Origin of the sequence: Paracoccus tegillarcae (genome assembly GCF_002847305.1) — a bacterium.
GTDB lineage: Bacteria > Pseudomonadota > Alphaproteobacteria > Rhodobacterales > Rhodobacteraceae > Paracoccus > Paracoccus tegillarcae.
The window spans coordinates 1,251,403-1,276,754 of record NZ_CP025408.1; the positions used below are offsets into that span (position 1 = coordinate 1,251,403).

Genomic DNA, 25,352 nt, shown 5'->3' on the forward strand with positions numbered 1-25,352 from the left:
TCCTCCTTATCAGGATCTTGAGGCCGAGCGGCGCTGGCGCCACTGGTCCAGCACGACGGCACCCACGATGATCGCGCCCTTGACCATTTCCTGGTAATAGGCGTCGAGGCGCAGGAAGGTGAAACCCGAGATGATGACGCCAAAGATCAGCGCACCCAGCACGGTGCCAAGGATCGTGCCTCGCCCCCCGGCCAGAGAGATGCCGCCAATGACCGCCATCGCGATGGCGTCCAGTTCGTACATCACACCCATGCCAGCCTGAGCCGTCAGGTTCTTGGCGCTGAGCACGATGGCGGCGATGCCTGCCAGCGCCCCGGCGATGGCATAGACCAGCACCTTGTGGCGGGCGACGTTGATGCCCGACATCCGTGCCGCCGCCTCGTTCGAGCCGATGGCGTAGGTGTGCTTGCCATAGACCGTGTATTTCAGGATCAGGTGGAACAGGATCGCCAGAAAGATGAACAGGAATACCGGCATCATGCCCCCGCCAATGGCGGCATAGCTTTCGGTCGGGAAAGATACGGGCTGGCCCTCGGTCCACCATTTGGCGACGCCGCGCGCCGATACCATCATGCCAAGGGTCGCGATGAAGGGTGGAATGCCCGTATAGGCGATCAGAAATCCGTTTATCAGTCCCGCCAGAGTGCCGCATATCAGCCCGACAATGATGGGCAGGATAACCGGCAGATCGACCCAGCCCCGGTCAAAAAAGACCGCGCGGGTGTTTTCCATGCCGTTGACCTCGCCGACCTGAGCAAAGCTCATGGCGATCATGGCGGTCATGCCGACGATCGAGCCCGAGGACAGATCGATGCCGCCGGTGATGATGACCTGCGTCACACCAAGCGCGATGATCCCGATGATCGAGACCTGCAGGATGATGATTTGCAACCGGGCTATGTTGAAGATTCCGTCGACGTTTTCGCGGGTGTTGAACAGAAAGCTGTCATTCATCAGAATTCTGCCCAGCAGCTCGAACGCGACGACGATCAGCACCAGTGCAATCGCGACCCCGACCTCTCCCGGAAGGGCGCGCTTCGATTTGTCGAAATCCAGTCCGCCGACACCTTGCGAAGTATCTGACATGTTTGAAATCCTTTTGCGGGATCCGGGCGCTTTGCCGGTATCCGGGCGGCGCCGAATGCGCCGCCCGTCGTCTGGGCCTGGGGGGCCTTAGTTGCTTTGGGTGAACTCGGACATGTTGTCGGGCGTCACCAGTTTGAACGGAACATAGACCTTTTGTTCGACCGCGCCGCCGCGTGCCAGTTCCAGCGCCGCATTCAAGGCACCCGAGCCCTGGGATGCGGCGTCCTGGAACACCGTCACATCAAGATCACCGCCGGCCATCGCCAGTAGCGCATCCTGGGTGGCATCGATGCCCGCGACGACCACATCCTCCATGGCGATGCCCGAGGCTTTCATGGCCTGAATGGCACCGATCGCCATTTCATCGTTGTTCGAGATGAGGCCATCGAACGGCTCGCCGGTGGACAACCAGTTGGTCATGAGATCCTGCGCCTCGTCGCGCGACCAGTTGGCGGTCTGTTCGTCGATGATGGTCAGGGTGACGGCGCATTGCCCGCCATCGATCACGTCATGAATGTCGGCGGTGCGCTGAACGGCCGCCTGGTTCGACAGTTCGCCCATCATCACATAGACGCTGGCCTCGGTCTTGCCCTGCTCGGCAAAGATATCGCAGACCTCGATGGTTTCCAGCGTGCCGGACTCTCGCTCGTCGGACGCCACGAAAGCCTGATTGTCGGGCAGCGTATCGACGTTCACCGGCTGCCGGTTCACAAAGACCAGCGGGATGCCAGCCGAAGAGGCCGCATCGGTCATCGCCTGCGTGGCCGAGGTATCGACCGGGTTCACGATGATCGCATCGACGCCCGAGGCCACGAAGTTGTTGATCTGGTCCAACTGCCGGGCAACGTCGTTCTGGGCATCCTCGACCTGCACATCCACATCGTCCATGCCGTCGGCAAGATCCTGAATGCCGTTGCGCAGCACGGTCAGGAAGTTGTCGTCGAACAGCGCCATGGACACGCCGATATTCTCGGCGGCGGCACCGCTGGCAACGCCTGCAACCATCACGGTCGAGAGCAATAATCTTCGCATGTTCTTCTCCTCCACGGGCGGCGACGGATGCGCCACAAATTGTTCGGCACAGCCCGGCGGACAGACCTGTTCTGTCCGCGCCAGGCGGTTATTGGTGCCGATTTTGACTTGTTGGTTCCCGCTCTCTCCCTGAGCGGACGAGGTGATGATTCCTCATTTGACCGTGGCAATCAACGAATATGAGGCCACAAAACCATCATTGATGATGTAATCAGACGAGAATGATGATGTAATTACATCATCAATTCGCTTTCCGGGGTCCAGATCTGCGCGGGAAAGAAGCGTTGGCCGGGCAATTCGGCCAGTCCCTTCTCGGAGGTGTCGATCATTTGGGTGATCAGATCGGCGGCGATCTGCCTGACGGGCGTACCCAGGACCAGGCTCAGCGTGCCGTTGCGCAACCCGGCCTGCGATTCGGGGGTCAGTTCGTTCACGATCAGCACGATCTCGTCGGGGCGCCGCAATTCGTGGACGGCCTGAATAGCCCCCTCCATCCCGCCGCCAGCGCAATAAAGGCCCACCAGATCCTCTTGCCGCGACAGCAGATTGACGGTGGCTTCATAGGTCAGTTGACGGGTTTCCAGATTGATCTGGGTTTCGAGCATCTGAAATTCCGGGGCCGAATCGCGGAAAAAGCTGCGAAAGCCGGTTTCGCGCAGTTCATGGCCGTGAAAGCGGGTGCCGCCGATGAACAATCCGACCTTGCCGGGCCGCCGGGCCAGACGCGAGATGAACCAGCCGGCGATCCGCCCGATTTTCAGGTTATTGGTGCCAAAATAGCTTTCGCGTATGCCCTGTGCAAAATCCGACAACAGCGAATAGACCGGAACGCCCGCCGCGCGAAGGTCCAGCACAGCCTGGGTCACAAGCGGGTGGTCCAGCCCGGTTGCCGCCACCGCATCCACCCTGCCCTTCATCGAGGCAAGCAGCCGCGCAAGTTCTTCGGGCTGCGAGGTCTCGGCGAATTGCGGCACCAGATGAACGCGGCGCAATGTGCAGGCGCGGGCCTGTGCCTCGAAAATGCCCAGAACCTCTTGATAGAAGAAATGGCGGGGCTTTTGCAGGATCAGACCAAGGCGAAACTCTTCCTTGTCGGCCAGCATCCGGTGCCTGATGATATTTGCCCCGTGATAGCCGATCTTTTCGGCGGCCTCGTGGACACGCCGGACGGTTTCCTCGCGGACGTTCTGCCGGCCATTCAGCACCCGGTCCACCGTCGCGGTCCCGACACCGGCGGCGTTTGCAAGATCAGCGATGGTTGGTCTGCTCATGGTCAATTCACATCAGGGATTTGATGCAAACTATCATTTACGATCAGACGGGATGCAAGAACGATAGAGAGATCAGCCCGGAACGCACGTCTTTGTCAGCAGTTCTCGCGCAGAAAGACGTTGACCGGCGTCACCGTAGAGCCGGTATCGGCGGCAGTGCGGCGATAGAAGGCCGCGATTGCCCTGATCGCCGTGTCAATCTCTGCGCTGGGGTTCTGGTCGATGATCGCGTCGATGGCGCCCGCTTGCAAAAGCTGCCGCCTTTTCCGGGTCAATTCATGGGTGATAAAGGTGACCTTGCCCTGATGACCAAGCCGCTGAAGGGCATCGGCCACAGCTCCGGCCCCGGCGGATTCGTTGTAGATGCCCCGGATCAACGGGTTTCGCCGCAGCGCGCGATAGACAAGATCACCTGCCCGCGCACTGTCTTCGTGGCTTTCGAACACCTCGGCCACGCGACATTGCGGAAATCGTTCGCCCAGCACTGCCTGAAACCCATCGCGGCGCTCTTGCTGCCCGATCATGCTGAGCAGACCTGCAATGAGGATGATCTCGCCGCCCTGGGCACCAAGAAAGCGGCCCATCAATTCGCCTGCCAGCCGCCCCGAGCGCAGGTTATCCGGCCCGACATAGATCGCGCCGCGGCAGCGTATGTCGGTTGCCAGAGTGATGACCGGCTTGCCCATATCCGTCACCACCTCAAGCGCGCGGGCCAGCGCGTCATCATGGGCGACGCAGATGATGACGGCGTCGTGCTGCGCGCCCGCCGCCTGCACCCGTTGGGCTGTCTGTTGCGGGCGAGAGGGTTCGACATGAAAGATGCGGGTCTGGATATTGAACGGGTCGGGGCCGCGATTGGCCGCCTGGACCGCGGTGGTCAGGGCTGCGTGAAAAGGGTTGGCCGGGGGCTGCAGAAAGGCGGCGACCCGCAGCGTTCTGGCGTCGCGGGGATCAAGGGCGCGGTCCAGTTTCAGCCGCCTTGCCGCCGCAAAGACCTGACGCTCTTTGATTTCGCTGACGCCGCCGCGATTGTTCAGCACGCGATCCACGGTCGAGGCCGAAACCCCCGCCGCGCGCGCCACGTCATCTGCTGTGGCCTTTCGTGCCATGATGCCCCGCTTGAAGAAATCTCTTCAAGAATGACGTTTGGGAAATCGCGTCGCAATCCTAATTTCGCCGTCAGGGCCATCCGGTCGAGGGGGAAGTCTGATGACTGAGTTAACCTGTTTCAGTGCCGGCCCTATCGCGACGCCGCTGCGGCCGGTCGTGGCTGGCGCAGTATCGGCATGCAGCGGAGATTTGGCTGAGGTCGGCCCGGACCGGCTGCCGGAGGGGGATCGAGCGATGGATTTTCTTCCCTCTGGGGTTCGGCTGGCGGTCAGCCCGCTATCCTGGACCAATGATGTTCTGGCCGATCTTGGCGGCGACACGCCGGTCGACACCTGCCTGACCGAGGCCGCAGGCGCGGGCTATCAGGGCGTGGAACTGGGCCGGTTGTTTCCGCGCAAAGCGGCGCAGTTGCGTGGCCTGTTGCAGCCGCATGGGCTGTCGCTGGCCTCTGGCTGGTATTCCGGCGAACTGGCTGTTCGCGACGCCCCTCACGAGGCCCTTGCTGCGCGCGACCATGCAGCACTGCTGGCGGCGATGGGCTGCGAGGTCATGGTTTACGGCGAGGTCGCGATGATGGCAGGTGAGGCGCCGCTGGACGCGCCCATATCGCAGCGCCTGACGATGACTCAGCAGGATCTTGCGGATTACGCGGCACGGCTGACCGAATTCGCCACCTGGCTGCAGGGCGAATATGGTTTGCGGCTGGCCTATCATCATCATCTGATGATGGTGGCCGAAAAGATGGATGAGATCGCCGCCATCCTCGACCGCAGCGGCCCGGAACTGGGCTTGTTGCTGGATACGGGCCACGCCGCCGCTGCCGGTTTCGACTATGCCCACCTGATCGAGCGGTTCGGCGACCGGATCGCGCATATCCATCTGAAGGACATGCGCGCGGAGGTGATGGCGCGGGTCCGGGCCGAGGATGCCAGCTTTAACGCAGGCGTGCGCGCAGGCATGTTCACCGTTCCCGGCGATGGCATTGTCGATTTCGCGCCAGTCGTCCGCTTGGTGCGGGGCAGCGGCTATCGGGGCTGGCTGGTGGTCGAGGCCGAGCAGGACCCCGCGCTGGCCCCGCCGCTGCCCGCTGTCACCCGCGCAATGACCCATATCGAAACGCTGTTTCGTCAGGCAGACAAGGGAACGCCATGAGCAAGAAACTGAATATCGGCCTGATCGGATCGGGCTTCATGGGTCAGGCCCATGCCGATGCGTTTCGCCGCGCCGGGATGCTGTATCGCGACCTGCCGGCGGTGCCGCATCTTTACATGATCGCCGATGCAACGTCCGGGTTGGCCGCAGACGCCGCCCGGCGCTTTGGGTTCGAGAAATCGACCGGCGACTGGCGCGCGTTGGTCAATGATCCGGCGGTCGATGTGGTCGACATCACCTCGCCCAATGCCATGCATCACGAGATGGCGCTGACCGCGATTGCGGCGGGCAAGCATGTCTATTGCGAAAAGCCGTTATCGGTCACGGTCGCCGAGGCCGAGGAAATGGCCGCCGCCGCCCGTGCCAGGGGTGTCAGGACGATGGTCGCCTTCAACAACATCAAGACGCCGGCGGCCATGCTGGCAAAACAGATCATCGAGGCGGGTGAGATCGGCACGCCCATGCGGTTTCGCGCCTGGTTCGATCAGGGGTTTTTCAACGATCCCGACCTGCCGTTTTCGTGGCGCTGCACGCGGGCCGAGGCGGGGTCGGGCGCGCTGGGCGATCTGGGCAGCCATGTGATCTCGGTCGCGCAATATCTGATGGGCGATATCGCCAGCACCATCGCGCAGACGCAGACCTATTTTCCGACCCGCCCCCTGCCGCAGGGTGCTGCCGGATACAGCGCCAGGGCCGCAGCAGATGCGCCCCGGCGCGAGGTCGAGAACGAAGATCAGGTGCAGGCCATGATCCGCTTTGCCAGCGGCGCGGGCGGCACCATCGAGGCGTCGCGCGTATCCGCCGGCAAGGTATTCGGCGTCTATTGGGAAGTGTCCGGCACCGAGGGCACGATCATCATGGATGGCGAGCGGTTCAACGAGTTGAAGGTGGCGCGCTTTGGCGACGCCAAGCGGGACCGGGGTTTCAAGACGCTGCTGGCCGGTTCGCAGATCCCGCAATTCGCGGCGTTCTTTCCGTTCGATTTCGCGGGCGGCGGGCTTGGCTATTTTGACGTGAAGGTCATCGAGGTGCGGGATCTGATCACGGGCATCTGCGAGGCCGAGGCCTGCGATCCCGATTTCGACTTTGGCCTGAAGAACATGCGGATCATCGACGCGATGGAGCGGTCCTTGCAATCCAGCACATGGGAGGACGCGTGATGGCATTTCCGACCGAATTGCCCGTCTCGCGCGTGCCGGACCCTATGCAGGCGCCCGCGCTGCGCTGGGGGATTCTGGGCGGCGGCTGGATCGCCGAGCAGTTCATCCAGTCCGTGCGCGCCCATACGCGGCAAGAGATCGCGGCGGTCGGGTCGCGCAGTCAGGACAAGGCTGATGCCTTTGCCCGGAAATGGCAGATCGGCACCGCCCATGGCAGCTACGCATCGCTGGTGGCGGATGACACGCTGGACGTCATCTACGTGGCCACGCCGCATAACATGCACCACCGGCACGCGATGATGGCGCTGGATGCGGGGCGCAATGTGCTGGTCGAAAAGCCGATGGCGCTGGATCACGCGCAGGCCGCCGAAATGGTGGCCCTGGCGCAGCGGAGGGGGCTGTTTCTGTGCGAGGCGCTGTGGACCTATTTCCTGCCGAAATTCGACGTGCTTCAGCAGATTTTCGATGCCCGCGTGCTGGGCGAGATCAAATCGGTCCATACCGAATATGGCGAGTACTTCACCCGCGATCACCGGATCTTTGATCCGGCGCTGGCCGGCGGGCCGCTGCTGGATCTTGGCACCTATCCCGTGTCGCTGTTGTCGAAACTGCTGGGGCCAGCCAGGCAAGTGGTGGGATTGAAACAGGATGACCCCAGCGGCGTGCATGGCCAGTTGTCGATCATCATGGCCAATGCCGCCGGAAATCAGGGCAGCATGTCCACCACGCTTTACGGCCTGACGCCGACCAATGCGGCCATCGTCGGCACCGCAGGCACGGTTCGCTTTGGGTCGGAATTCAACCTGCCCGGCCCGTTCGAGGTGATATCGGCAGATGGCGCGACGCGCTTGCATTATGACGAACCGCCCGGACGGCATTTCGAAGGACTTTTCCACGAGGCCGCCGAGGTCGCGCGCTGTATCACCGATGGCCGGTCAGAGGCGCCGCAACGTCCGCTGGCCGCCAGCCTGGAGATGATGCAGATGATCGACGATATCCGCCGCGTGGTGGAGATTTCATGGCCGGCGCAGGACTGACATGGGGGCTTTCGCTGTCTTGGCCAATATCAAACCGGTGCGAACAATGCCTGCGCACCTTTCAGGGCAACGCTCGCACATCCGGATCGAAGCCGCGCCGCAGTGATTTACGTGGTTTGAGAATCGGAACGAAACTTACCTCTTCCGCGGTTTCAGAGGCTCCACCTGTCAGCAGCCATTCGACGCTTTTTTCAGCGATCTCATCGACGGGCTGCTGGAATGTCGTCAACTCGTATCCTTCCCAGCCGGATTGCGGGATGTCGTCAAATCCGATCAGCGACAGGTCGTCGGGAACACGGATACCAAATCGCCAGCGGGCGCAATCGATGATGCCGCAGGCCATCAGGTCGGTCGTGCAGAAGATGCCGTCGGGCCGGTCCTGTCTGGTCAGCAGCGACATGCCCAGTTCAAGCCCCGTCTCATAGGACGTGGTGCCGTGGCGCAATTCGATCCAGTCCAATCCGGCCTTGGTTGCTGCGGCGCGAAAGCCGCGCTCTCGTCCGACGAGGCTGGGTGTGTCCGCGCAAGAGCTGGCCAGCGCCAGCTTGCGGCACCCGGCTGCTTGCAGCAGGCCGACGGCCCGTCTGCCGGCCTCGGCATCTGCCAGCCGAACCAGCAGCGAGCCGGGATACCCTTCGTCGCGGTTGATCAGAACCAGCCGCATTCCGTTGCGCCGGCAGGTTTCGGCCAGCGATTTCGCGGGCATGCCGGACAGGAAGACGGCGGCGTCGGTACGATAGCTGATCGCTTGGCGCAGCGCCTGTTCGACGCTGCCATCAGAGCGGTCGGTATTGATGACCAGCGCCACCTTGCCCGCCCGCTGCAGCGCCGCCGTCAGCGCCGCCAGCAGTTGCGACCGGTAGGGTGTGGAAAGCTCGGCGCAGATCAGTGCGATGATGCCGGATTCGTTGCGGATCAGGCCGCTTGCCAGCCGGTTGACCTGATAGCCCAGCTTGTCCGCCGCCTTCAGGATTTTGGCGCGTGTTTCGGGCGAGACGCTGGCACCGGGGGTAAAGCAGCGCGACACCGCAGCGCGCGATACGCCTGCGAGCTCGGCCACATCTTTTGCACTGACAGGAGAGTTTGGCACGGCGTTCCTTGAGCGGGTTGATGATGAACAGCTTTGCACAGGCAGAGCCAATTACGCGACACGAAAGACTTATGACCCGGAAAGAATCAATTGACACATTGCAGGTTCACATTGGAACCTGATGCACAGCTTTGCACCACTTGTTGCAAACTATGGGAAAGGGAGGGCAAAAATGAAAATCAAAACTGCCACAATCATGGCTGGCGCCGCAATCGGCATGCCGATCTATGCTGCACAGGCCGCCGAGTTGAATCTGATCTGTTCGGCCGATGTGGTGATCTGCGAAAAGCTGGTCACCGAGTTCGAGGCCGGGCATTCCGACATCAATGTGAACATGGTTCGCCTGTCATCGGGCGAGGCCTATGCCAAGATCCGCGCCGAGGGCCGCAATCCGCAGACCGATCTGTGGTGGGGCGGCACCGGCGATCCGCATTTGCAGGCCGCGTCCGACGGGCTGACGGCTGAATATCAATCCGAGATGCTGTCCGAAATGCAGGACTGGGCGGTCGCACAGGCCGAAACATCGGGTTATCGGACGGTCGGCGTCTATAGCGGCGCTTTGGGCTGGGGCTATAACACCGAGATTCTGGAAGCGAAGGGGATCGAGGGGCCGACCTGCTGGGCCGACCTGCTGGACCCGGCGCTGAAGGGCGAGATCCAGATCGCGGACCCGAACTCGTCGGGCACTGCCTATACGACGCTTGCGACGCTGGTGCAGCTGATGGGCGAGGATGAGGCCTTTGAATATCTCAAGGGTCTGAACGCGAATGTCGCGCAATATACCAAATCCGGCTCGGCCCCTGTAAAGGCGGCGGCACGCGGCGAAACCGGCCTGGGCATCGTCTTCATGCATGACGCCGTATCGCAATCGGTCGAAGGCTTTCCGATCGAGGTCGTCGCGCCCTGCGAGGGCACCGGCTACGAGGTCGGCTCGATGTCGATTGTCGAGGGCGCGCAGAATCCGGATGAGGCCAAGGTCTTTTATGACTGGGTGCTCAGCGCCGATGCGCAGAACCTGATGCCAGAGGCCGGGTCGTACCAGATCCCGTCGAACAAATCCGCGACCGTGTCCGACAAGGTGCCCGATATCAGCCAGATCAAGCTGATCGACTATGACTTTGCCGAATACGGTTCTGCTGACCGCCGCAAGGAATTGCTGGCAAAGTGGGACGCGGAAATCGGTGGTCGCGCCTCTGAATGACGACCAGACGGCTGCCGGGGCAACGATCTGCCCCGGCACATCTTCGACCGACAGATGGACGGGCGTGAATGGGGGCTGACAACCGGCGGCTGAATTGGGTTCTGGGCGGTGCCGCGCTGTCGCTGCTGCTGTTGCCCTGGTACAAGATCCGCGGCGGTTTCTTCGGGTTTGACTGGCTTGGTGATCTGGCCTCCAAACCCGATCTGTGGCCCGGATTGCTGCAGGCCTTTCTGGGTCGCTGGCAGCTTTGGCCCATTCTGCTGCTGATGGGTGGCGCCGCCTGGCTGCGGTTTGGCATGGCATCTGGCAACCGGCGCGGGCGCTGGCTGATCCGGATCGGTATCCTCGGGCTGATCTGGATGATCGTCGAAGGGCTGTCTGTCGGCATGCGCGGTTGGAACTGGGGGCTGCTGGACGCGACGTTCGGCGAGGTTTCGGGTCAGCCGGCCTTTGGCGCGGGCGCGTTGATCCTTGCCGTCGTGTTCACCTGCCTGATCTCTTTCGGGGCGGCCGAACGTGGCGCGCTAAAGGGCGACGCCTTTATCCTGACCTCGATTGCAATGCTGATCCTGCTGGTCAGCACCTTTGTTCTTTATCCGATCCTGTCGATCTTTACCGGCGCCTTTCAGGATTTCGACGGATCGTTCACCAGCGAGGGCGTTCGCCGCAATATCGTCGATCCAAAGATCTGGAGCCTGTCCTGCCTGACGGGTGGCTATTGCGGTGTCGCGTGGCGGACCTTTTTTCTGGCGATCTGCACGGCGACGACGACCACCCTGCTGGGGCTGGCCTTCGCGCTTGTGGCGACGCGCACACGGTTTCCCTTCAAGAAAAGCCTGCGCCTGCTGACGGTGCTGCCGATCATCACGCCGCCTTTCGTGGTCGGGCTTGCGCTGATCATGCTGCTGGGGCGGTCGGGCACGCTGACCCAACTGATCGAAACCGCAACCGGGTGGGAGTTGGGCCGCTGGATCTATGGCCTGACCGGCATCTGGCTGGCACAGGTGCTCAGCTTTACGCCAATCGCGTTTCTGGTGCTGATCGGCGTGGTCGAGGGCGTCAGCCCGTCGATGGAAGAGGCCAGCCAGACCCTGCGCGCCGGTCGCTGGCGGACCTTTCGCAAAGTGTCGCTGCCGCTGATGGCGCCGGGCCTCGCCAATGCGTTCCTGATCGGGTTCATCGAAAGCATGGCCGATTTCGGCAATCCGCTGGTGCTGGGCGGGTCGGGCGGCGTGCTGTCGACCGAGATCTTCTTTTCCGTGGTCGGTGCGCAAAACGACCCCTCGCGTGCCGCCGTGCTGGCCGGTGTGCTGCTGTTCTTTACCCTGTCGGCATTTCTGGCCCAGCGGCTGTGGCTGTCGGGCCGCAGCTTTGCCACGGTGGGCGGCAAGGGCGATGGCGGCAACCATGCGCTGCTGCCCGCGCGTGTGGCCTGGCCCGTCATCAGCGTCGTCACGCTGTGGAGCCTGTTCACCATCGTCGTCTATACGATGATCCTGTTCGGCGGCTTCGTGAAGCTGTGGGGGCTGGATCACAGCCTGACATTCGAACATTACATCCGCGCCTTTGGCGTCAGTTTCGATGGCGGTTTGCGCTGGACCGGTGTTGCATGGGACAGTTTCTGGACCACCATGACCATCGCCCTGATCGCCGCGCCGCTGACGGCGGCGGTTGGCCTGCTGACCGGCTGGCTGATCGCGCGGCAGAAATTCCCCGGCAAGGCCGTGTTCGAGTTCGCCCTGATGATGAGCTTTGCCATCCCCGGCACCGTCATCGGCATCAGCTATATCATGGCCTTCAACCTGCCGCCGATCCAGATGACCGGCACGGCGCTGATCCTTGTCGTCTGTTTCGTGTTCCGCAACATGCCTGTGGGCGTGCGCGGCAGCGTGGCCGCCATGGCGCAGCTGGACGGCAGCCTTGACGAGGCGTCCCTGACGCTTGGCGCAAATTCCGGCCGCACTCTGCGCCGGGTGATCCTGCCATTGCTGCGGCCCGCGATCATGGCAGCGCTGGTTTACAGTTTCGTACGGGCCATCACCTCGATCTCGGCTGTCATCTTTCTTGTCTCTGCCAAATACAACATGGCCACGGCCTATATCGTCGGGCTGGTCGAGAACGGTCAGTATGGCGTCGCCATCGCCTATTCCTCGGTGCTGATCGTTGTGATGATCACCGTGATCGCCGGCTTCCAACTGCTGGTCGGCGAACGCCGCCTGCGCCGCCGCCCCACCCCACCCGTCGCGAAGGAGGCAACAGTTTGACCAATCCGCAAAGAGGCTCCGTCGAATTTCGCGCAGTGCGCAAGAATTACGGTGCATTCACCGCGATCCCTCAGCTTGATCTCAGCATCCAGCCGGGGCAGTTGGTCACGCTGCTTGGCCCCTCGGGCTGCGGCAAGACCACGACGCTGCGCATGCTGGCGGGGCTGGAAACGCCGACCGAGGGCCAGATCCTGATCGGCGGACAGGATGTCACGCGCCTGCCCGCGAACCGCCGCGATGTGACGATGGTTTTTCAAAGCTACGCGCTGTTTCCGCATATGACGGTTTTCGATAACATCGCCTATGGGCTGGAATCCGGCGGATTGAAAAAGGCCGAGGCCCGTCATCTGGCCGATAAGGGGCTGGATCTGGTGGGCCTTGGCGGGTTGGGCGACCGTCTGCCATCCGAATTGTCCGGCGGCCAGCAACAGCGCGTGGCCGTTGCCCGCGCCCTGGTGCTTGAGCCGCAGGTTCTGTTGCTGGACGAGCCGCTATCGAACCTTGATGCCCGCCTGCGCCGCCGCGTCCGCACCGAAATCCGCGAATTGCAGCAAAGGCTGGGTTTCACGGCGGTCTATGTCACGCATGATCAGGATGAGGCGCTGGCGGTGTCGGACCGTATCGTGGTGATGAAGGACGGCATGATCGCGCAGGACGGTACGCCACGCGAGCTATACGAGACACCTGCATCGGAATTCATCGCGGATTTCATCGGCGAGGCGAATGTCATTGATTGCGAGGTGCTGGGCGTCACCGACGGTCAGGCGATGATCCGCGCCGGTGGGTCGGAATTTCAGTTGCCCGCGCGCGACGCCCCGGCTGGTCCGGCCAAGCTTGCCGTTCGGCCCGGTGCCTTTCGCGTGGCGCGCGACGGCGATGGGCTGGAAGGAACGGTCGCGACGGCAGCCTATCTGGGCGATCACATCGAATACGAAATCGACAGCAGCGCCGGACGGCTGTTCGTGATGGATGACACCAGTTCTGTCGCAATCGACCCCGGCACGCCGATCCGCCTGCAATTTCGCGGCGTCGGCGTCGCGCTGATCGCATAGGTCCGGAGATGCCTTTGTCCACACATGAACAGAGCGACCGTTTGACCGTGATGGGAGAGGTGGCGCGCGAGGCCGGTGCGCTGGCTCTGGATTACTTTCACAGTCGAGACAGCCTGCAGATCGAGACCAAGCGTGCGCTGACCGACATGGTTTCCATCGCTGACCGCGAGGTGGAAGAACTGATCCGCGCACGCCTGCTGGCCCGGTTTCCCGATGATGCCTTTCTGGGCGAGGAATACGGCCTGAGGGATGGCCGCAGCGGCCTGACATGGGTGGTGGACCCGATCGACGGGACCGCGCCGTTTCTCAACGGTCTGCCGGGCTGGTGTGTTTCAATCGGCTTGATGGACGCGCAGGGGCCGCTGCTGGGTGCCATCCATGCGCCGGTTCTGGATGAGATGTTTTTGGGCGGGCGCGGACAGGGCATGGCGGTGAATGGCAAGCCTGCCCAGATCACCCGGCGTTTCGATCTGTCGACCGGGCTGTTGGGCATTGGCTCGAATGACCAGGCTGCGCCGGACAGGCTGGCGCGGTTGCATCGCGATCTGTCGGCAGAGGGCATTGCCCAGGTCCGCTATGGCTCTGGCGCGCTGATGCTGGCCTTTGTCGCCGCTGGCCGATTGGTCGGATATTGCGAGCCGCGCATGTCGCTGTGGGATTGCTGTGCCGCCTATGCGTTGATCGAGGGCGCGGGCGGGCGCGTCGCGGCGATTGGCGCGGACGCGTTTCAGGGCTGGAAATTCGGCGTGCTTGGCAGCACACGGGACGATTACGACCGGCTTGCCGCGCTGACGCGTTTCGAGGCGCCGGACTGGGACCCCGCGCCCGATACCTAGCGCCGACCTGACAGGTCGTCCCGTCGTTGTTTCAGGCCACGGTCGCGCGGTTGTCGGGTCGCGCGTGCTGCTGAACGCATGATCGCCAAGCGTCGCCAGCATAACCCCCGGATTATCGCAGTTTCCTATCCGAAGGATGCCGGCCTGCTATTGCCCGACATGGCGCCCCGCGCCCTCGGGCAATGACAGCGCGGCATGCGCATCGGCATAGGCAGTCAGCATTGCCGACACCTCCTCGGAGGGCAGCGAGGTTGCCCGCGCGTTGGTATCCATATGCAAAAGCAGCGTTTCTACCGTTGCCGCCAGCTTTCCATCGGGGCCGGTCAGGCGGTGGAAGAGATGCATCTTCTTGCCCTCGGCCTTCAGCACCTGCGTGGTGATGGTCAGTTCGTCGCCTTCATGCAGTTCATTGAGAAAGCGAATGTGGTTTTCGACCGTGAAATAGCTGCGGCCCGACGCGATATAAGCGGCGTCGCAGCCGATCATCTCCATGAACCGGTCGGTGGCTTGGGACGACGCCTCGGTGTAATTCGCCTCGTTCATGTGACCGTTATAGTCGGTCCAGCTTTGCGGAATGCGGCGACTGACGGTCACGGGCAGGTCCACGGGTTCGGGGTCCGGCAGCATGGCCTCGTGCGCGGTGATCAAACCGCCAGCGCCGCTGCCTGATTTTTTCAGCGCGCGCATCATGCCGACCAGATTGTCGTCGCGCAGCCGTTCCAGTTCGCGGATCGACAGATGGCCGGATTGCGCGTCGGACTGGCTGGCGATCAGATCCACCAGTTCTTCGGTGAATTCGGGCACATCCATCAGCTTGGTCCATGGCCATTTCAGCGCCGGGCCGAACTGCGCCATGAAGTGCTTCATGCCGGCCTCGCCACCGGCGATGCGATAGGTCTCGAACAGGCCCATCTGCGCCCAACGCAAGCCAAATCCGTAGCGGATTGAATCGTCCAGTTCCTCGGTCGTGCAGATGCCGTCCTTGATCAGCCACAGCCCCTCGCGCCAGACCGCCTCCAGCAGACGGTCGGCAATATGGGCGTCGATCTCTTTGCGGATCACCAGCGGCTTCATCCCGATCGAGGTCAGCAAGCTGGTGGCGCGCTCGGTCACGGAGGCAGGGGTTTGCGGCGAGGGCACCAACTCCACCAGCGGCAGCAGATAGACCGGGTTGAACGGATGCGCGACGATGATCTGGCCCGGGTTCAGCGCGCCGTCCTGCAGTTGCGACGCCCTGAAACCGGATGTTGACGACCCAAGGATCGCGTCTTTGGGGGCGTGTTTCTGGATCTGCGCATAAATCTTGTGCTTGAGGTCCAACTGCTCTGGCACGCTTTCCTGAATCCAGCTGGTCCCCGCCACGGCGTCGGCCATGTCGTCGTGAAAACTCAGCACGCCTTCCGCCGGCAGCATCTTGTCATAAAGCGATGGCAAAGAGCGGCGGGCATTGGCCAGCACTTCGCTGATCTTGCGTTCGGCCTGCGGGTCCGGGTCGAACACGCGAACATCCCACCCGTTCAGCAGAAACCGCGCCGCCCAGCCGCCGCCGATCACGCCGCCACCGATGATTGCTGCTGTTTTCATGACTGCGTATCCTTTTGGAAATAAGTGCGGGCGGGCGCCCGGACGGCGACCGGCTTATCTGGCGACGGGGGCCTGTTTGGTCAGGCCCAGCTTTTCGCGCACGGCGTCAGGGCCGATGATCCTGGCCCCCATGCCTTCGATGATGCCAACAGCCTTTTCGACCAGTTGCGCATTCGTGGCGAGCACACCCTTTTTCAGAACGAGGTTGTCTTCCAGACCCACCCGGACGTTGCCGCCCGCCAACACAGCCGCAGCCGCATAGGGCATCTGGTCGCGGCCCAGCGAAAACGCGGACCAGTTCCAATCGGCGGGGATATTGTTGACCATCGCCATGAACGTGTTCAGATCGTTCGGCGCGCCCCAAGGCACGCCCATGCACAGCTGCACCATGGCAGGCGACGTCAGAATGCCCTCTTTCACCAATTGCGTGGCGAACCACAGATGGCCGGTGTCAAAGGCCTCGATTTCGGGTTTTACGCCCAGATCGGTCATCATCTGCCCCATCGCGCGCAGCATGCCGGGCGTGTTGGTCATCACATAATCCGCTTCGGCGAAGTTCATCGTGCCGCAGTCCAGCGTGCAGATCTCGGGCAGGCATTCGGCGATATGCGCCACCCGCTCGGTCGCGCCAATCATGTCGGTCGCGGCCTCGTTGACCGGGAATGGCGCCTCGGTCGAGCCGAAGACGATGTCGCCGCCCATGCCTGCGGTCAGGTTCAGAATGACGTCAACATCCGCCGCGCGAATGCGTTCGGTCACCTCGCGATAGAGGTCAAGCCTGCGCGAGGGCGCGCCGGTGTCGGGGTCGCGCACATGGCAATGTACGATGGCGGCCCCGGCCCTGGCGGCGTCGATGGCGCTGTCTGCGATCTGCTGCGGCGAGCGCGGCACATGCGGCGACTTGTCCTGCGTCGCGCCCGATCCGGTGATGGCTGCGGTGATGAAGACGTCGCGGTTCATGGTCAGAGGCATGTCCTGGCTCCTGTCGGGGGCGTGGGTTTATGATGGCAGTGATCGCTTTGCAGCCGTCATGCGCCTTTCAAGCCGAAGTGCATGGTGAAATGGCAGCCAGTGCGCGCACCGCGTTGCCACCTGTATAAACAGAACAGATGATCGACATTTAACATTTATCGCCATATACCGATCATATGCCGCCAGATTCTCTGCCAGAATTCCAGTTTCTCGTGTTCGACGGTTTCTCGAACATGGTGCTGGCGAACGCGATGGAGCCGCTGCGCGACGTCAAGATGCGGGCGATCAGCACCGGCTTTGGTTGGACCGTGACGACCCTGGACGGTGGGCAGGTTACCAGTTCCAGCGGGTTGCAGATTTCGCCTGATCGCGCTTTCGATCCGGAAAATCCCGGCAAACGGCTGATGCTGGTTGCTGGCTATCACGTCCGCGATCTGGCGACGCCTGCACTGGCGGCCGCGTTGCGCAAGGCAGCCCGCAATGCCGAGCAGATCATCGCCGTCGACAGCGCCACCTGGCTGCTTGCCTCGGCCGGGTTGCTTGACGGGCAAAAGGCGACCATCCACTGGCAGGAACTGGACGAATTCGCCGAGACCTTTCCCGAGATCGAGGTTTCAACCAGCCGGTTTGTCCATTCTGGCCCGTTCGCCACGTGCGGCGGGGCCAGCACCACGCTGGACCTGATGCTGGATCTGATCAAGGATCTGTTTGGTGCCGCCGCCGCATTCAACGCATCGACCATGTTTCTCTATGATGCCGAGCGTCAGAACGCCATTCGGCGTGGTGCAGGACAACTGGCGGGGAATGCACCGCGCGCCTTGCTGGCCGCGCTGGATGTCATGTCGGCCAATATCGAAAGCCCGCTGTCAACGGGCGAGGTCGCGTCACGAAGCCTGATTTCCGAACGGACCTTGCACCGGGTGTTCCATCAGGAACTGAAGATGAGTCCAGGGAAGTATTACCAGATGCTGCGCTTGCAGCGCGCCCAGCATCTGGCGCTTGAAACGCGCTTGCCGCTGGAACAGATCGCGCTGCGCTGCGGCTTTTCGTCGGCGCCGTCTTTGTCGCGTGCCATCCGCAACGAATATGGCAGTCCCATCCGGCAGTATTCCCGAAGGACAGAATAGAAAGCTGCCGGCGCAAGCCGGCAGCTGTTGGGTGTTAGGACTGCGGCGCGGTCTTGGGCCGGCGCAGCCTCATCAAAAATGCCGCTCCGAGGGCAAAGATCCCGAGCGCCACAGGGATGGCGGCAACAGCGATCAGCGCCAGAATGACCTTGTAGATATCGCCATCAAGTTTGTTGACCACGATCGCAAGGACAGCCATGGAGATGATCCAGAAAGCCCGTGAACGACGGACCGTCAGCATCTCGCAGACCAATCCGGCCGAGTCCGCACTGGTGACGAAGAACAGCAGGATGTTGATGGCCAGAATGATCGACAGGATGCCGGTCTGGTCAAGGGTGGCCATCAGCGTGAACACATCCTCGGATCCGGTATCAATCCCGGCAATACCAAAGACGCAGAACCACAGGCACGAGAACATGGTCGGCACCAGCATCACGCCTATGACAAGTTCACGCAAGGTGCGCCCTTTCGAGATACGCGCAATGAACAAGCCGGTAAAGATGTACCAGCCGTACCATGATGCCTGAAACGCGTAGAGCCAATCTGCAAGCCAGGCCTTGCGCTCGGGGTCGCCGACGCCGACTTCCGTGGCCATGGCGGGAAAGCGGATCACGTATTCGGGCAGCAGCCTGCCATAGGTGGTAAGAATATCGGTCGTATTGGCCAGCACCATGACGCTGACCATCAAGATGACAGCAAGCAAAGTGTTGTAATTGCTAAGCCATTTGATACCACGATTCAGGCCGGACATGCTGGATGCAAGCGCGAAGCAGGACAGGACAATGATGATCAGCGTCGTGCTGACATCCAAGCCCAAGTACCGGGACACGCTGGTCTGCAAGGGCAAGGCCGCATAGGAAAAGGTCAGTGACAGACCGATGACGGTCGACACCACAATGCTGACCAGATTGATCTTGCTGATCAGCCCTCCGCCCAGAAGCTCTTCCACCGGCTTGGTTATGTTCATGTTGTAGAGCGCATGGGAAAAAATGACGCCGACTGCGAGATAGCCCGACCAGGCCAGCAGCCCCCAGTGGTTGAAAGCATACAGCAGGGCCTGATCGCGGCTGACGCCCGCTTCGACATGATAGCGCGGCTCCAGCACGCCCCAGGTGAGCAGGCCGATCCCCATGCCCGTCGCAAACAGCATTCCGATCCAGCTGAGGGTCGCAAACTCTGGTGGGCCTTCGCCGAAACGCAGGCGTCCGAGCGGCGTGAACATCAGAATGACGAAGGCGATTGTCGCAATGAAGGCCGGATAGGTAAAGATGAAGCCGAAATTGCCGATGACCGTCAACTTGATGGCGTCGAGCAGCGATTGAAAGGTCAGCGGCGCCAGTGCCGCAAAACCGATCAGTGCCACGACGGCGACGATCGTCGCGATACTTGTGGTGAGATTCTGTCTCAAGATGGGTTCCTCCTGCTGTTGCGGTGGTTCTGTTCAAGCGGCCTGGTTGTTCAATTATCCAGGCGCTGCTTGAGGGCATGGCAAAAGCTCCTCCAAGCTTCTGCCATTGCGGGCAGTTGTTCCCGCGCATGAAGACAGCCGTGCAACATATCGGCTGCCAGGTAATAGCCAACCTCCGCGCCGTCCTCGCGCCAGCGGGAAACTGCGTCTTCCAGCGGTGCGGTCAGCGGGTCGCGCGACACGGCCAAAACCTCGATCTGGCGCGCGGGCGGGGATAGATCATCGACAGCCGGGCTGCCCTGCGCCATTGCCTCCCATGCCGCAAACACGTCGTCGCGGCTAAGCAGGGGGGCATCCGGGCCCAACGTTTCTGCGGTGAGCGTGCCCGCCGGCGGATAGATCAGTCCAAGAGGCGGGCTCGCGTCTGGATCATGGCAAAGATCCAGTATGAGCCGCCCGCCGGCGCTGTCGCCGACAAGGGCGGCAGGCGAAATTTCTGCAATCACCTGGCGGCAATCATCCAGGGCGTCGGCATAGCCCGCCTCGGGCAGCAGCCGATAGCCGATGCTGACCACCTCGCGCGACAGCGCCTCGGCCAGTCCCGCCGCGACACCCTGATGGCTGTCCAGCGAGCCCAGATTGAAGCCGCCGCCATGGATGTAGACGACCACGCCGGGGTTGTGGTGCCGGGGGATGTGGCGCCGCACCGGCACATTGCCAATGCGATCGTCGGTCAGGGTCATGCCGTTGGGCAACGCAGGCGCGAAACTGGCGCATAGCGCGTCGTAATACTGGCGCGCATTCGGCAGCGGCAGATCCGCCATGGCGGTCAGTCCCTGATCGAACTGGCGTTCAAAATCGGCAATATCCATCGTCGTCACACTTTCATTTGAAGCTGCCGCCCAGAACTTGACGACGGCCCGGGGTTGCAGGTCATCCGGGACAGCGCGGCACAATCTGGCGAAGGTCACCGGAACAGGCCGTAGCGCGTCCCGGAAAATTGGCAAGCAGGGGCGAAAGGCGCACGAAAGGTTCCGGCCAGCCAAGCGGTTTTGCAGCGTTCATGGGCGTCTAGATTGGTTGCGGTCGCGAGAGGACCGCGAAATCCGTACGGGGCGTGGTTTCAAATATATGCACAGAAACGCCGTCACATATTAACCAATCTCGCCACACAGAGAGCAAATATCGCCGTATTTCAGGGTGACGGGCCTTTGGAAACGCCCGCGCCTGTCATGCCGCACATTGCGATAAGTGCTGTATTGCGGCTGCCCGCTGGATCGAAACGTCCGGGGGTAGCTCGCAATCGGCAACCCGAGCTCGCATAGCCTAACTGTGGCTTTGTCAGCCAGTGCAGACCGAGCAGACCTAGGGTATGACATCGCGGCTGTCTCGACCTTCACCGCCATCGCGTTTGGGGTCGCCGCAACGCTGATCGGGCTGGCCGTGCATCCGCTGGCGCTGGCATCCCTGCTGCCCCTACCGGCATCTGGCGTCAGGCTGCTGGCAATCGTCGCCGCCCTGATGATCCTCGGGCCGCTGATCTGGGCCTCGTTCACGCGGCGGCGGCTGAAAATCGGCCGTTTCGAGTTGCACGCGCCATCGCCCAGGCTGCTGGCCGTCATGGTTTTCGGATCCGGGCTTTGGATGTCCCTGTCAGCCCTGCTGCCCCCCGTCAGCCCGATTGCGGCAATTTACCCATCCGCGTCGGCAGGCACCTGGCGGGGGTGCGATGCTATCGGGCAAAACGGCGCTGCTCGTTTTCTGCCCTGACAAAGATGGGCCATTCCGTATCTTCATACGCGATTGTTCAGAGTATAGGATGCAAAGGGACAGTTAGGCAGGTACCCTCATGATCGTCAGCCCACCCCTGCACAAGGACGGCACTGCGACCGTTGGCGATGCGCTGCTGCAGACCGTGCGGTTCGATATCATCCGCGGGCAATTGCTGCCAAACCAACGGCTGCGGCTGGAGAAGATGCGCGAAGCCTATGGTGCCAGCGTCACCACCCTGCGCGAAATGCTGAACCGGCTGGTCGCCGAAGGCTTTGTCGTGGCCGAAGGGCAGCGGGGTTTCGAGGTGGCCGCGATCAGCATGGCCGAGCTGCGTGAGTTGGCCGAAATGCGGACCATGCTGGAATGCCATGCGCTGGACAGGTCGATCTCGCTTGGCTCACTGGAATGGGAGGCTGGCGTCGTCTCAGCCCATCACATGCTGCACTCGGTCGAAAACGGGTTGATCGGCGGCGAGACAAGCGCGGTCGAGACATGGGTGCAATACGACTGGAATTTCCACAGCGCCACCGTTGCGGCCTGCGATATGCCGGCGCTGATCGCCACGCATACCAACATCTTTGGGCGCTATATCCGCTATCACCTGCTGGCGTTGGATTTTCGCGGCGCGGCGGTGGCCAGGGATCACGAAAAGCTGCGTGATCTGGTCATATCGCGGCAAATTGATCCTGCCGTCACCCTGCTAAAGGCGCATATCCGCGCCGGAATGGATCACATCATCGCCTCGGGCAAAATCCCGGCCTAAGCGGCGGCGCGATCCGCCACCATGTCACGCAGCAACTGCACGGCATAGCCGTAGCCCCTTGCGCCGGTGCCCGCCATCACCGCGGTCGCAACGGGCGATACCAGCGAGCGGTGATAGATCGGTTCGCGCTTGTGGACATTGCTGATGTGAAACTCGATCAGCGGATGGGGATACATCTTCAGCGCGTCCATCACCGGGACCGAGGTAAAGGTCAGCCCGGCCGGGTTGATCAACAGTGCCGAGCTGTCATCAATTGCCTCGTGAATCCAGTCGATCAGCTGAAACTCGGCATTGGTCTGGCGAAAGACCAGCGCTGTATCGCCGGCGGCCTCGCGGCAGATCTGTTCCACCTGAGCCAGCGTCGTATGGCCATAGATCTCGGGCTCTCGCAGGCCAAGGCGGTTGAGGTTGGGGCCGTTCAGGACATGGATCGGTTTGGTCATGGTTTCGCTCATCCGTTATAGCCGAACTGCCGGGGCAGCCACAAAGACAGGTCGGGCAGCATGGTGATCAGCAGCAGCGCCACCAGTAACGCGGCCAGGAAAGGCAGGATCTCGCGCACGATGCGGCGCAATGGGCTGCCCGAGATATTGCTCATCACGAACAGCAACAACCCATAGGGCGGGGTGATCAGCCCCAGCATGACGTTGACCACGCAAACGACGCCGAAATGCACCAGATCAACGCCCAGGGCATTGGCGGTCGGGATCAGTACCGGCACGATGATCAGCAGGATCGTGGTACCCTCGAGCAGGCAGCCCAGCACCAGCAAAAGCAGGTTCACGAGCAGCAGAAAGGCCAGCGGCGACAGGTCAAAGCCGGTCAGCCAGGCGCTGAGCGTTGCGGGGATGTTTTCGACCGTGACGACATAGTTGAACACCATCGCACCGGCGATCAGCATCCCGATCGAGGCGGTCGTTCTGGCGCTGGACAGCAGTGACGCATAAGCCGAGGCCGGGCTGATGCTGCGGTAGAGCAGGGCCGAGATCAGCAGGGCGTAAAGCGCGGCGATGGCGGCGGCCTCGGTCGGTGTGGTGGCGCCGCCATAGATGCCGCCCAGCAGCACGACCGGCATCATCAGCGCGGGAAAGGCATCCAAGGTGATCCGGGGCAATTCGCGCATCGGCACGGGCGCCTCTACCGGGAAATTCCGGCGGCGTGCCGAGACGACGACGATCAGCGCCTGCACCAGCCCCATCAACAGGCCCGGCACGACGCCCGCCAGAAAAAGGTAACCAATCGAGGCATCGGACACGAGCGCATAGATCACCATCGGGATCGAAGGCGGGATGATCGGTCCGATCACCGAGGTCGAGGCCGTCAGCGCGGCGGCAAAGGCGGGTGGGTATTTGCCGCCCTCGGTCATCATCTTCTGCATCAGCTTGCCCGCGCCTGCCGCATCGGCAATCGCCGACCCCGACATGCCGGCGAAAACGATGCTTTGGACCACATTGACCAGCGCCAGTCCGCCGGGGAAACGCCCGACAAAGGCGTTGCAAAAGGTCAGCAGCCGCAGCGTCATGCTGCCAGCATTCATCAGTTCCGCCGCCACGATGAATAGCGGCACCGCAAGCAGGATATAGCTTGAGAACATGCCGTTCAGCAGTTGCTCGGCCGCGGTGCCCATATCCAGCCCGGCCAGCATCAGATACAGGATCGACGAGGCAATCATCGCGTGCCCGATGGGCAGCCCGATGATGCACAGCAGAACGATGGACAGGATCGACAGCGTAAAGGGGTCGGTCAGGCTCATGTCTGCCCGTCCCCGCGCTGAATGTCGTCGCTCGCGCCCGCCCCGCGCAGCGTTCTGACGAAAATCCAGGCATAGCGGATCAGCACGGCAACCGCGAAAATGATATAGATCGAGTAGAGCCAGTCGTAGCGGATATCCAGATAGGACGATTTCTGGATCTTCATGAAGGTCACGTAATCCCAGACCGCTGGCAGAGAATAACCGTAAAGAAACAGCAGGGCGGCCGCGGCCAGCAGGGTCATGACCCGCCGCGCCTTGGGTCCGACCGATCCATAGATCACGTCAAAGCGGATCTCATCGCGCTCGCGCAGCACGAAGGCCGCGCCCCACAGCACCACCCACAGCCACATGGTGATGGTCAGTTCGCTGGCCCCGCCGACCGGCAGGTTGAACAGATAGCGCGACGCGATCTGCACGATGAATGCCCCGAACATCACCACCAGCATCCCGACGGCAATGTTTTCTGCGCGACGATGCAGCCACGCCCCGATCCTGCTCAGCTTGTCCACCTGCCCTGCCCTCCGCGAGGTGTCGCGCCCGCCGCTCGGGCGGACGCGACCTGATCTTACATCGCGTTGATGCGGTCCAGCATGCCCTCGGGCCAGTCAGCCGAGATCTCATTATCCAGATACATCTGCTGCGCGTGGGTGCGGAAGGCATCCACATCCGGGGTATAAATCTTCAGCCCCTGTTCCTCGAAGAAGGCCGAAAGTTCTTCTTCGCGTTTCAGATGTTCTGCCTGACTCCAGTTGATGGCCTCGTCAGCGGCAGCCTGAAAGGCCTCGCGCTGCGCGTCATCCATACCGTCCCAGACCTCTTTCGAGATCACCAGCAGGTCATAGCCGACCAGATGCGAGGTCATCGCGATCTGCGACATCACCTCGTAGAACTTCATGTTCTCGACATTGGGCAAAGGGTTGTCCTGCCCGTCGATGGCCCCTGTCTGCAGTCCGGTATAAACCTCGGCATAGGCCATCGGCGTCGGGTTGGCCCCCAGCGACTGACCCAGGAACTGCCACGCATCGCCGCCGGGCATGCGCAGTTTGACGCCTGACATATCCTCGGGCGTGCTGATTTCCTTGTCGATGTTCAGCCCTACCTGACGGGTGCCGAAATAGGTCGGGCCAAGGATGTGGATGCCCAGTTGATCCTCGGCCATGGCCTTCATCTCGGCACCGGCGTCGCTGTCAAAGAAGGCGCGCAGATGATCGGCGTCGCGGAACAGATAGGCTGAGGTCAGGATCGAAAAAGCCGGAATCTGCGATGCGATATCCTGCGGCGCGACATTGCCCATTTCCAGATTGCCGCGCTGGATGGCGATGATCTCGGTCGTCTGCTTGAACAGCGTGCCGCCGTAATACAGCTCTAGCTCGAAATTATCTGCGACCGCTTCGGCCAACTGTTTCATCATGTCGGCGCGGATGTCCTGCTCGGAAAACACCGCCGAAAACCGCAATTTTTGGCTGTCTTGCGCCAAGGCCGGCATCGCCACGGACAAAGCCAGAGCCCCCGAGGCCATCAGCCCCAGAACCTTACGTCGATTGAACATTCGTCTTCCTCCCTGTCGAATGGTCATTTTTATTCATCAGGTCTAGCACAGATCACGCAAAGAATGGCGTATAATTTATATTTCATAGGCTATTTTTTTGTTCATAGGTCATTTGATTTTGCTTTGATCGGT

23 protein-coding genes are annotated in these 25,352 nt (G+C 61.9%); 10 read left to right on the forward strand and 13 right to left on the reverse strand.

Annotated elements, in window-relative coordinates:
* Positions 1–9: 9 nt before the first annotated feature.
* The 4 genes from CUV01_RS06200 to CUV01_RS06215 all read right to left on the reverse strand — a co-directional run bounded on the left by CUV01_RS06200 (position 10) and on the right by CUV01_RS06215 (position 4,498).
* Positions 10–1,086 carry an ABC transporter permease gene (locus CUV01_RS06200; protein ID WP_101459710.1) on the reverse strand — a complete coding sequence of 359 codons (1,077 nt, stop codon included), beginning with the start codon at positions 1,084–1,086 and terminating at the stop codon, positions 10–12.
* Positions 1,087–1,173: 87 nt separating this feature from the next.
* Positions 1,174–2,118, reverse strand: a complete 945-nt coding sequence (locus CUV01_RS06205) for a sugar ABC transporter substrate-binding protein (protein ID WP_101461903.1) — start codon at positions 2,116–2,118, stop codon at positions 1,174–1,176.
* A 233-nt stretch (positions 2,119–2,351) separates the two neighbouring features.
* The gene (locus tag CUV01_RS06210) at positions 2,352–3,389 is read right to left on the reverse strand and encodes a LacI family DNA-binding transcriptional regulator (RefSeq protein WP_101459711.1); all 1,038 of its coding nucleotides are present in this window, start codon (positions 3,387–3,389) and stop codon (positions 2,352–2,354) included.
* Between the two features lie 95 nt (positions 3,390–3,484).
* Complete coding sequence (locus tag CUV01_RS06215; protein WP_101459712.1) at positions 3,485–4,498, reverse strand: LacI family DNA-binding transcriptional regulator; 1,014 nt, start codon at positions 4,496–4,498, stop codon at positions 3,485–3,487.
* 235 nt (positions 4,499–4,733) lie between these two features.
* Here CUV01_RS06215 and iolE point away from each other — a divergent pair, with 235 nt between their 5' ends.
* From iolE to CUV01_RS06230, 3 genes are read left to right on the forward strand one after another with little or no spacing between them, the layout of a single operon-like run.
* Positions 4,734–5,651, forward strand: coding sequence for a myo-inosose-2 dehydratase (iolE, locus tag CUV01_RS06220; protein ID WP_101459713.1), 918 nt, complete (start codon positions 4,734–4,736; stop codon positions 5,649–5,651).
* Positions 5,648–6,811 carry a Gfo/Idh/MocA family protein gene (locus CUV01_RS06225; protein ID WP_101459714.1) on the forward strand — a complete coding sequence of 388 codons (1,164 nt, stop codon included), beginning with the start codon at positions 5,648–5,650 and terminating at the stop codon, positions 6,809–6,811. Before iolE ends, CUV01_RS06225 begins: the two co-directional genes overlap by 4 nt.
* Positions 6,811–7,848: a Gfo/Idh/MocA family protein gene (locus CUV01_RS06230; protein ID WP_198731886.1), complete on the forward strand. Its 1,038-nt coding sequence runs from the start codon at positions 6,811–6,813 to the stop codon at positions 7,846–7,848. The genes CUV01_RS06225 and CUV01_RS06230 overlap by 1 nt, the downstream gene beginning before the upstream one ends.
* Before the next feature lie 61 nt (positions 7,849–7,909).
* Here the strand turns inward: CUV01_RS06230 and CUV01_RS06235 are convergent, their stop codons facing one another.
* A complete protein-coding gene (locus tag CUV01_RS06235) occupies positions 7,910–8,908 on the reverse strand; it encodes a LacI family DNA-binding transcriptional regulator (protein WP_198731887.1) in 999 nt (332 codons plus the stop codon).
* A gap of 202 nt (positions 8,909–9,110) precedes the next feature.
* Between CUV01_RS06235 and CUV01_RS06240 the strand changes: the two genes are divergently transcribed.
* The 4 genes from CUV01_RS06240 (at position 9,111) to CUV01_RS06255 (ending at position 14,291) form a co-directional block, all read left to right on the forward strand.
* Positions 9,111–10,139 (forward strand): ABC transporter substrate-binding protein, encoded by a 1,029-nt coding sequence (locus CUV01_RS06240; RefSeq protein ID WP_101459716.1) that lies wholly within the window; start codon positions 9,111–9,113, stop codon positions 10,137–10,139.
* 68 nt (positions 10,140–10,207) lie between these two features.
* Positions 10,208–12,403, forward strand: a complete 2,196-nt coding sequence (locus tag CUV01_RS06245) for an ABC transporter permease (protein WP_101459717.1) — start codon at positions 10,208–10,210, stop codon at positions 12,401–12,403.
* Positions 12,400–13,455: an ABC transporter ATP-binding protein gene (locus CUV01_RS06250; RefSeq protein WP_101459718.1), complete on the forward strand. Its 1,056-nt coding sequence runs from the start codon at positions 12,400–12,402 to the stop codon at positions 13,453–13,455. The genes CUV01_RS06245 and CUV01_RS06250 overlap by 4 nt, the downstream gene beginning before the upstream one ends.
* Positions 13,456–13,463: 8 nt before the next feature.
* Positions 13,464–14,291 carry an inositol monophosphatase family protein gene (locus tag CUV01_RS06255; RefSeq protein WP_101459719.1) on the forward strand — a complete coding sequence of 276 codons (828 nt, stop codon included), beginning with the start codon at positions 13,464–13,466 and terminating at the stop codon, positions 14,289–14,291.
* A gap of 147 nt (positions 14,292–14,438) precedes the next feature.
* On the opposite strand, the gene CUV01_RS06260 is transcribed toward CUV01_RS06255, so the two are convergent.
* The gene (locus CUV01_RS06260) at positions 14,439–15,875 is read right to left on the reverse strand and encodes a carnitine 3-dehydrogenase (RefSeq protein WP_101459720.1); all 1,437 of its coding nucleotides are present in this window, start codon (positions 15,873–15,875) and stop codon (positions 14,439–14,441) included.
* 54 nt (positions 15,876–15,929) lie between these two features.
* Complete coding sequence (gene bcoG / locus CUV01_RS06265) at positions 15,930–16,847, reverse strand: 3-dehydrocarnitine:acetyl-CoA trimethylamine transferase BcoG (RefSeq protein WP_101459721.1); 918 nt, start codon at positions 16,845–16,847, stop codon at positions 15,930–15,932.
* A gap of 176 nt (positions 16,848–17,023) precedes the next feature.
* Between bcoG and CUV01_RS06270 the strand changes: the two genes are divergently transcribed.
* Positions 17,024–17,974 (forward strand): GlxA family transcriptional regulator, encoded by a 951-nt coding sequence (locus tag CUV01_RS06270; RefSeq protein ID WP_101459722.1) that lies wholly within the window; start codon positions 17,024–17,026, stop codon positions 17,972–17,974.
* A gap of 34 nt (positions 17,975–18,008) precedes the next feature.
* Here CUV01_RS06270 and CUV01_RS06275 read toward each other — a convergent pair whose 3' ends face one another.
* Together CUV01_RS06275 and CUV01_RS06280 are read right to left on the reverse strand one after the other, a co-directional pair.
* A complete protein-coding gene (locus tag CUV01_RS06275) occupies positions 18,009–19,382 on the reverse strand; it encodes a BCCT family transporter (protein WP_101459723.1) in 1,374 nt (457 codons plus the stop codon).
* Positions 19,383–19,432: 50 nt separating this feature from the next.
* Positions 19,433–20,254 carry an alpha/beta hydrolase gene (locus CUV01_RS06280; RefSeq protein ID WP_101459724.1) on the reverse strand — a complete coding sequence of 274 codons (822 nt, stop codon included), beginning with the start codon at positions 20,252–20,254 and terminating at the stop codon, positions 19,433–19,435.
* A gap of 466 nt (positions 20,255–20,720) precedes the next feature.
* Here CUV01_RS06280 and CUV01_RS06285 point away from each other — a divergent pair, with 466 nt between their 5' ends.
* Both CUV01_RS06285 and CUV01_RS06290 read left to right on the forward strand, forming a co-directional pair.
* A complete protein-coding gene (locus CUV01_RS06285) occupies positions 20,721–21,152 on the forward strand; it encodes a hypothetical protein (RefSeq protein ID WP_101459725.1) in 432 nt (143 codons plus the stop codon).
* A 79-nt stretch (positions 21,153–21,231) separates the two neighbouring features.
* The gene (locus CUV01_RS06290) at positions 21,232–21,918 is read left to right on the forward strand and encodes a GntR family transcriptional regulator (protein WP_101459726.1); all 687 of its coding nucleotides are present in this window, start codon (positions 21,232–21,234) and stop codon (positions 21,916–21,918) included.
* Here the strand turns inward: CUV01_RS06290 and CUV01_RS06295 are convergent.
* From CUV01_RS06295 to dctP, 4 genes are read right to left on the reverse strand one after another with little or no spacing between them, the layout of a single operon-like run.
* Positions 21,915–22,361: a type II 3-dehydroquinate dehydratase gene (locus tag CUV01_RS06295; protein ID WP_101461905.1), complete on the reverse strand. Its 447-nt coding sequence runs from the start codon at positions 22,359–22,361 to the stop codon at positions 21,915–21,917. The genes CUV01_RS06290 and CUV01_RS06295 overlap by 4 nt on opposite strands.
* Before the next feature lie 8 nt (positions 22,362–22,369).
* Positions 22,370–23,671 (reverse strand): TRAP transporter large permease, encoded by a 1,302-nt coding sequence (locus CUV01_RS06300; RefSeq protein WP_101459727.1) that lies wholly within the window; start codon positions 23,669–23,671, stop codon positions 22,370–22,372.
* Positions 23,668–24,180 (reverse strand): TRAP transporter small permease, encoded by a 513-nt coding sequence (locus tag CUV01_RS06305; RefSeq protein WP_232962545.1) that lies wholly within the window; start codon positions 24,178–24,180, stop codon positions 23,668–23,670. Before CUV01_RS06305 ends, CUV01_RS06300 begins: the two co-directional genes overlap by 4 nt.
* A 56-nt stretch (positions 24,181–24,236) precedes the next feature.
* Positions 24,237–25,220 (reverse strand): TRAP transporter substrate-binding protein DctP, encoded by a 984-nt coding sequence (dctP, locus tag CUV01_RS06310; RefSeq protein ID WP_101459728.1) that lies wholly within the window; start codon positions 25,218–25,220, stop codon positions 24,237–24,239.
* Positions 25,221–25,352: the final 132 nt, after the last annotated feature.

What these genes read in the sequence shown, in the direction of transcription:
- CUV01_RS06200 (WP_101459710.1), bottom strand. Translation starts at nt 1,086, where the DNA reads ATGTCAGATACTTCGCAAGGTGTCGGCGGACTGGATTTCGACAAATCG.
- CUV01_RS06205 (WP_101461903.1), bottom strand. Translation starts at nt 2,118, where the DNA reads ATGCGAAGATTATTGCTCTCGACCGTGATGGTTGCAGGCGTTGCCAGC.
- CUV01_RS06210 (WP_101459711.1), bottom strand. Translation starts at nt 3,389, where the DNA reads ATGAGCAGACCAACCATCGCTGATCTTGCAAACGCCGCCGGTGTCGGG.
- CUV01_RS06215 (WP_101459712.1), bottom strand. Translation starts at nt 4,498, where the DNA reads ATGGCACGAAAGGCCACAGCAGATGACGTGGCGCGCGCGGCGGGGGTT.
- iolE (WP_101459713.1), top strand. Translation starts at nt 4,734, where the DNA reads ATGGATTTTCTTCCCTCTGGGGTTCGGCTGGCGGTCAGCCCGCTATCC.
- CUV01_RS06225 (WP_101459714.1), top strand. Translation starts at nt 5,648, where the DNA reads ATGAGCAAGAAACTGAATATCGGCCTGATCGGATCGGGCTTCATGGGT.
- CUV01_RS06230 (WP_198731886.1), top strand. Translation starts at nt 6,811, where the DNA reads ATGGCATTTCCGACCGAATTGCCCGTCTCGCGCGTGCCGGACCCTATG.
- CUV01_RS06240 (WP_101459716.1), top strand. Translation starts at nt 9,111, where the DNA reads ATGAAAATCAAAACTGCCACAATCATGGCTGGCGCCGCAATCGGCATG.
- CUV01_RS06245 (WP_101459717.1), top strand. Translation starts at nt 10,208, where the DNA reads ATGGGGGCTGACAACCGGCGGCTGAATTGGGTTCTGGGCGGTGCCGCG.
- CUV01_RS06255 (WP_101459719.1), top strand. Translation starts at nt 13,464, where the DNA reads ATGCCTTTGTCCACACATGAACAGAGCGACCGTTTGACCGTGATGGGA.
- CUV01_RS06260 (WP_101459720.1), bottom strand. Translation starts at nt 15,875, where the DNA reads ATGAAAACAGCAGCAATCATCGGTGGCGGCGTGATCGGCGGCGGCTGG.
- bcoG (WP_101459721.1), bottom strand. Translation starts at nt 16,847, where the DNA reads ATGCCTCTGACCATGAACCGCGACGTCTTCATCACCGCAGCCATCACC.
- CUV01_RS06270 (WP_101459722.1), top strand. Translation starts at nt 17,024, where the DNA reads ATGCCGCCAGATTCTCTGCCAGAATTCCAGTTTCTCGTGTTCGACGGT.
- CUV01_RS06280 (WP_101459724.1), bottom strand. Translation starts at nt 20,254, where the DNA reads ATGGATATTGCCGATTTTGAACGCCAGTTCGATCAGGGACTGACCGCC.
- CUV01_RS06290 (WP_101459726.1), top strand. Translation starts at nt 21,232, where the DNA reads ATGATCGTCAGCCCACCCCTGCACAAGGACGGCACTGCGACCGTTGGC.
- CUV01_RS06295 (WP_101461905.1), bottom strand. Translation starts at nt 22,361, where the DNA reads ATGACCAAACCGATCCATGTCCTGAACGGCCCCAACCTCAACCGCCTT.
- CUV01_RS06300 (WP_101459727.1), bottom strand. Translation starts at nt 23,671, where the DNA reads ATGAGCCTGACCGACCCCTTTACGCTGTCGATCCTGTCCATCGTTCTG.
- dctP (WP_101459728.1), bottom strand. Translation starts at nt 25,220, where the DNA reads ATGTTCAATCGACGTAAGGTTCTGGGGCTGATGGCCTCGGGGGCTCTG.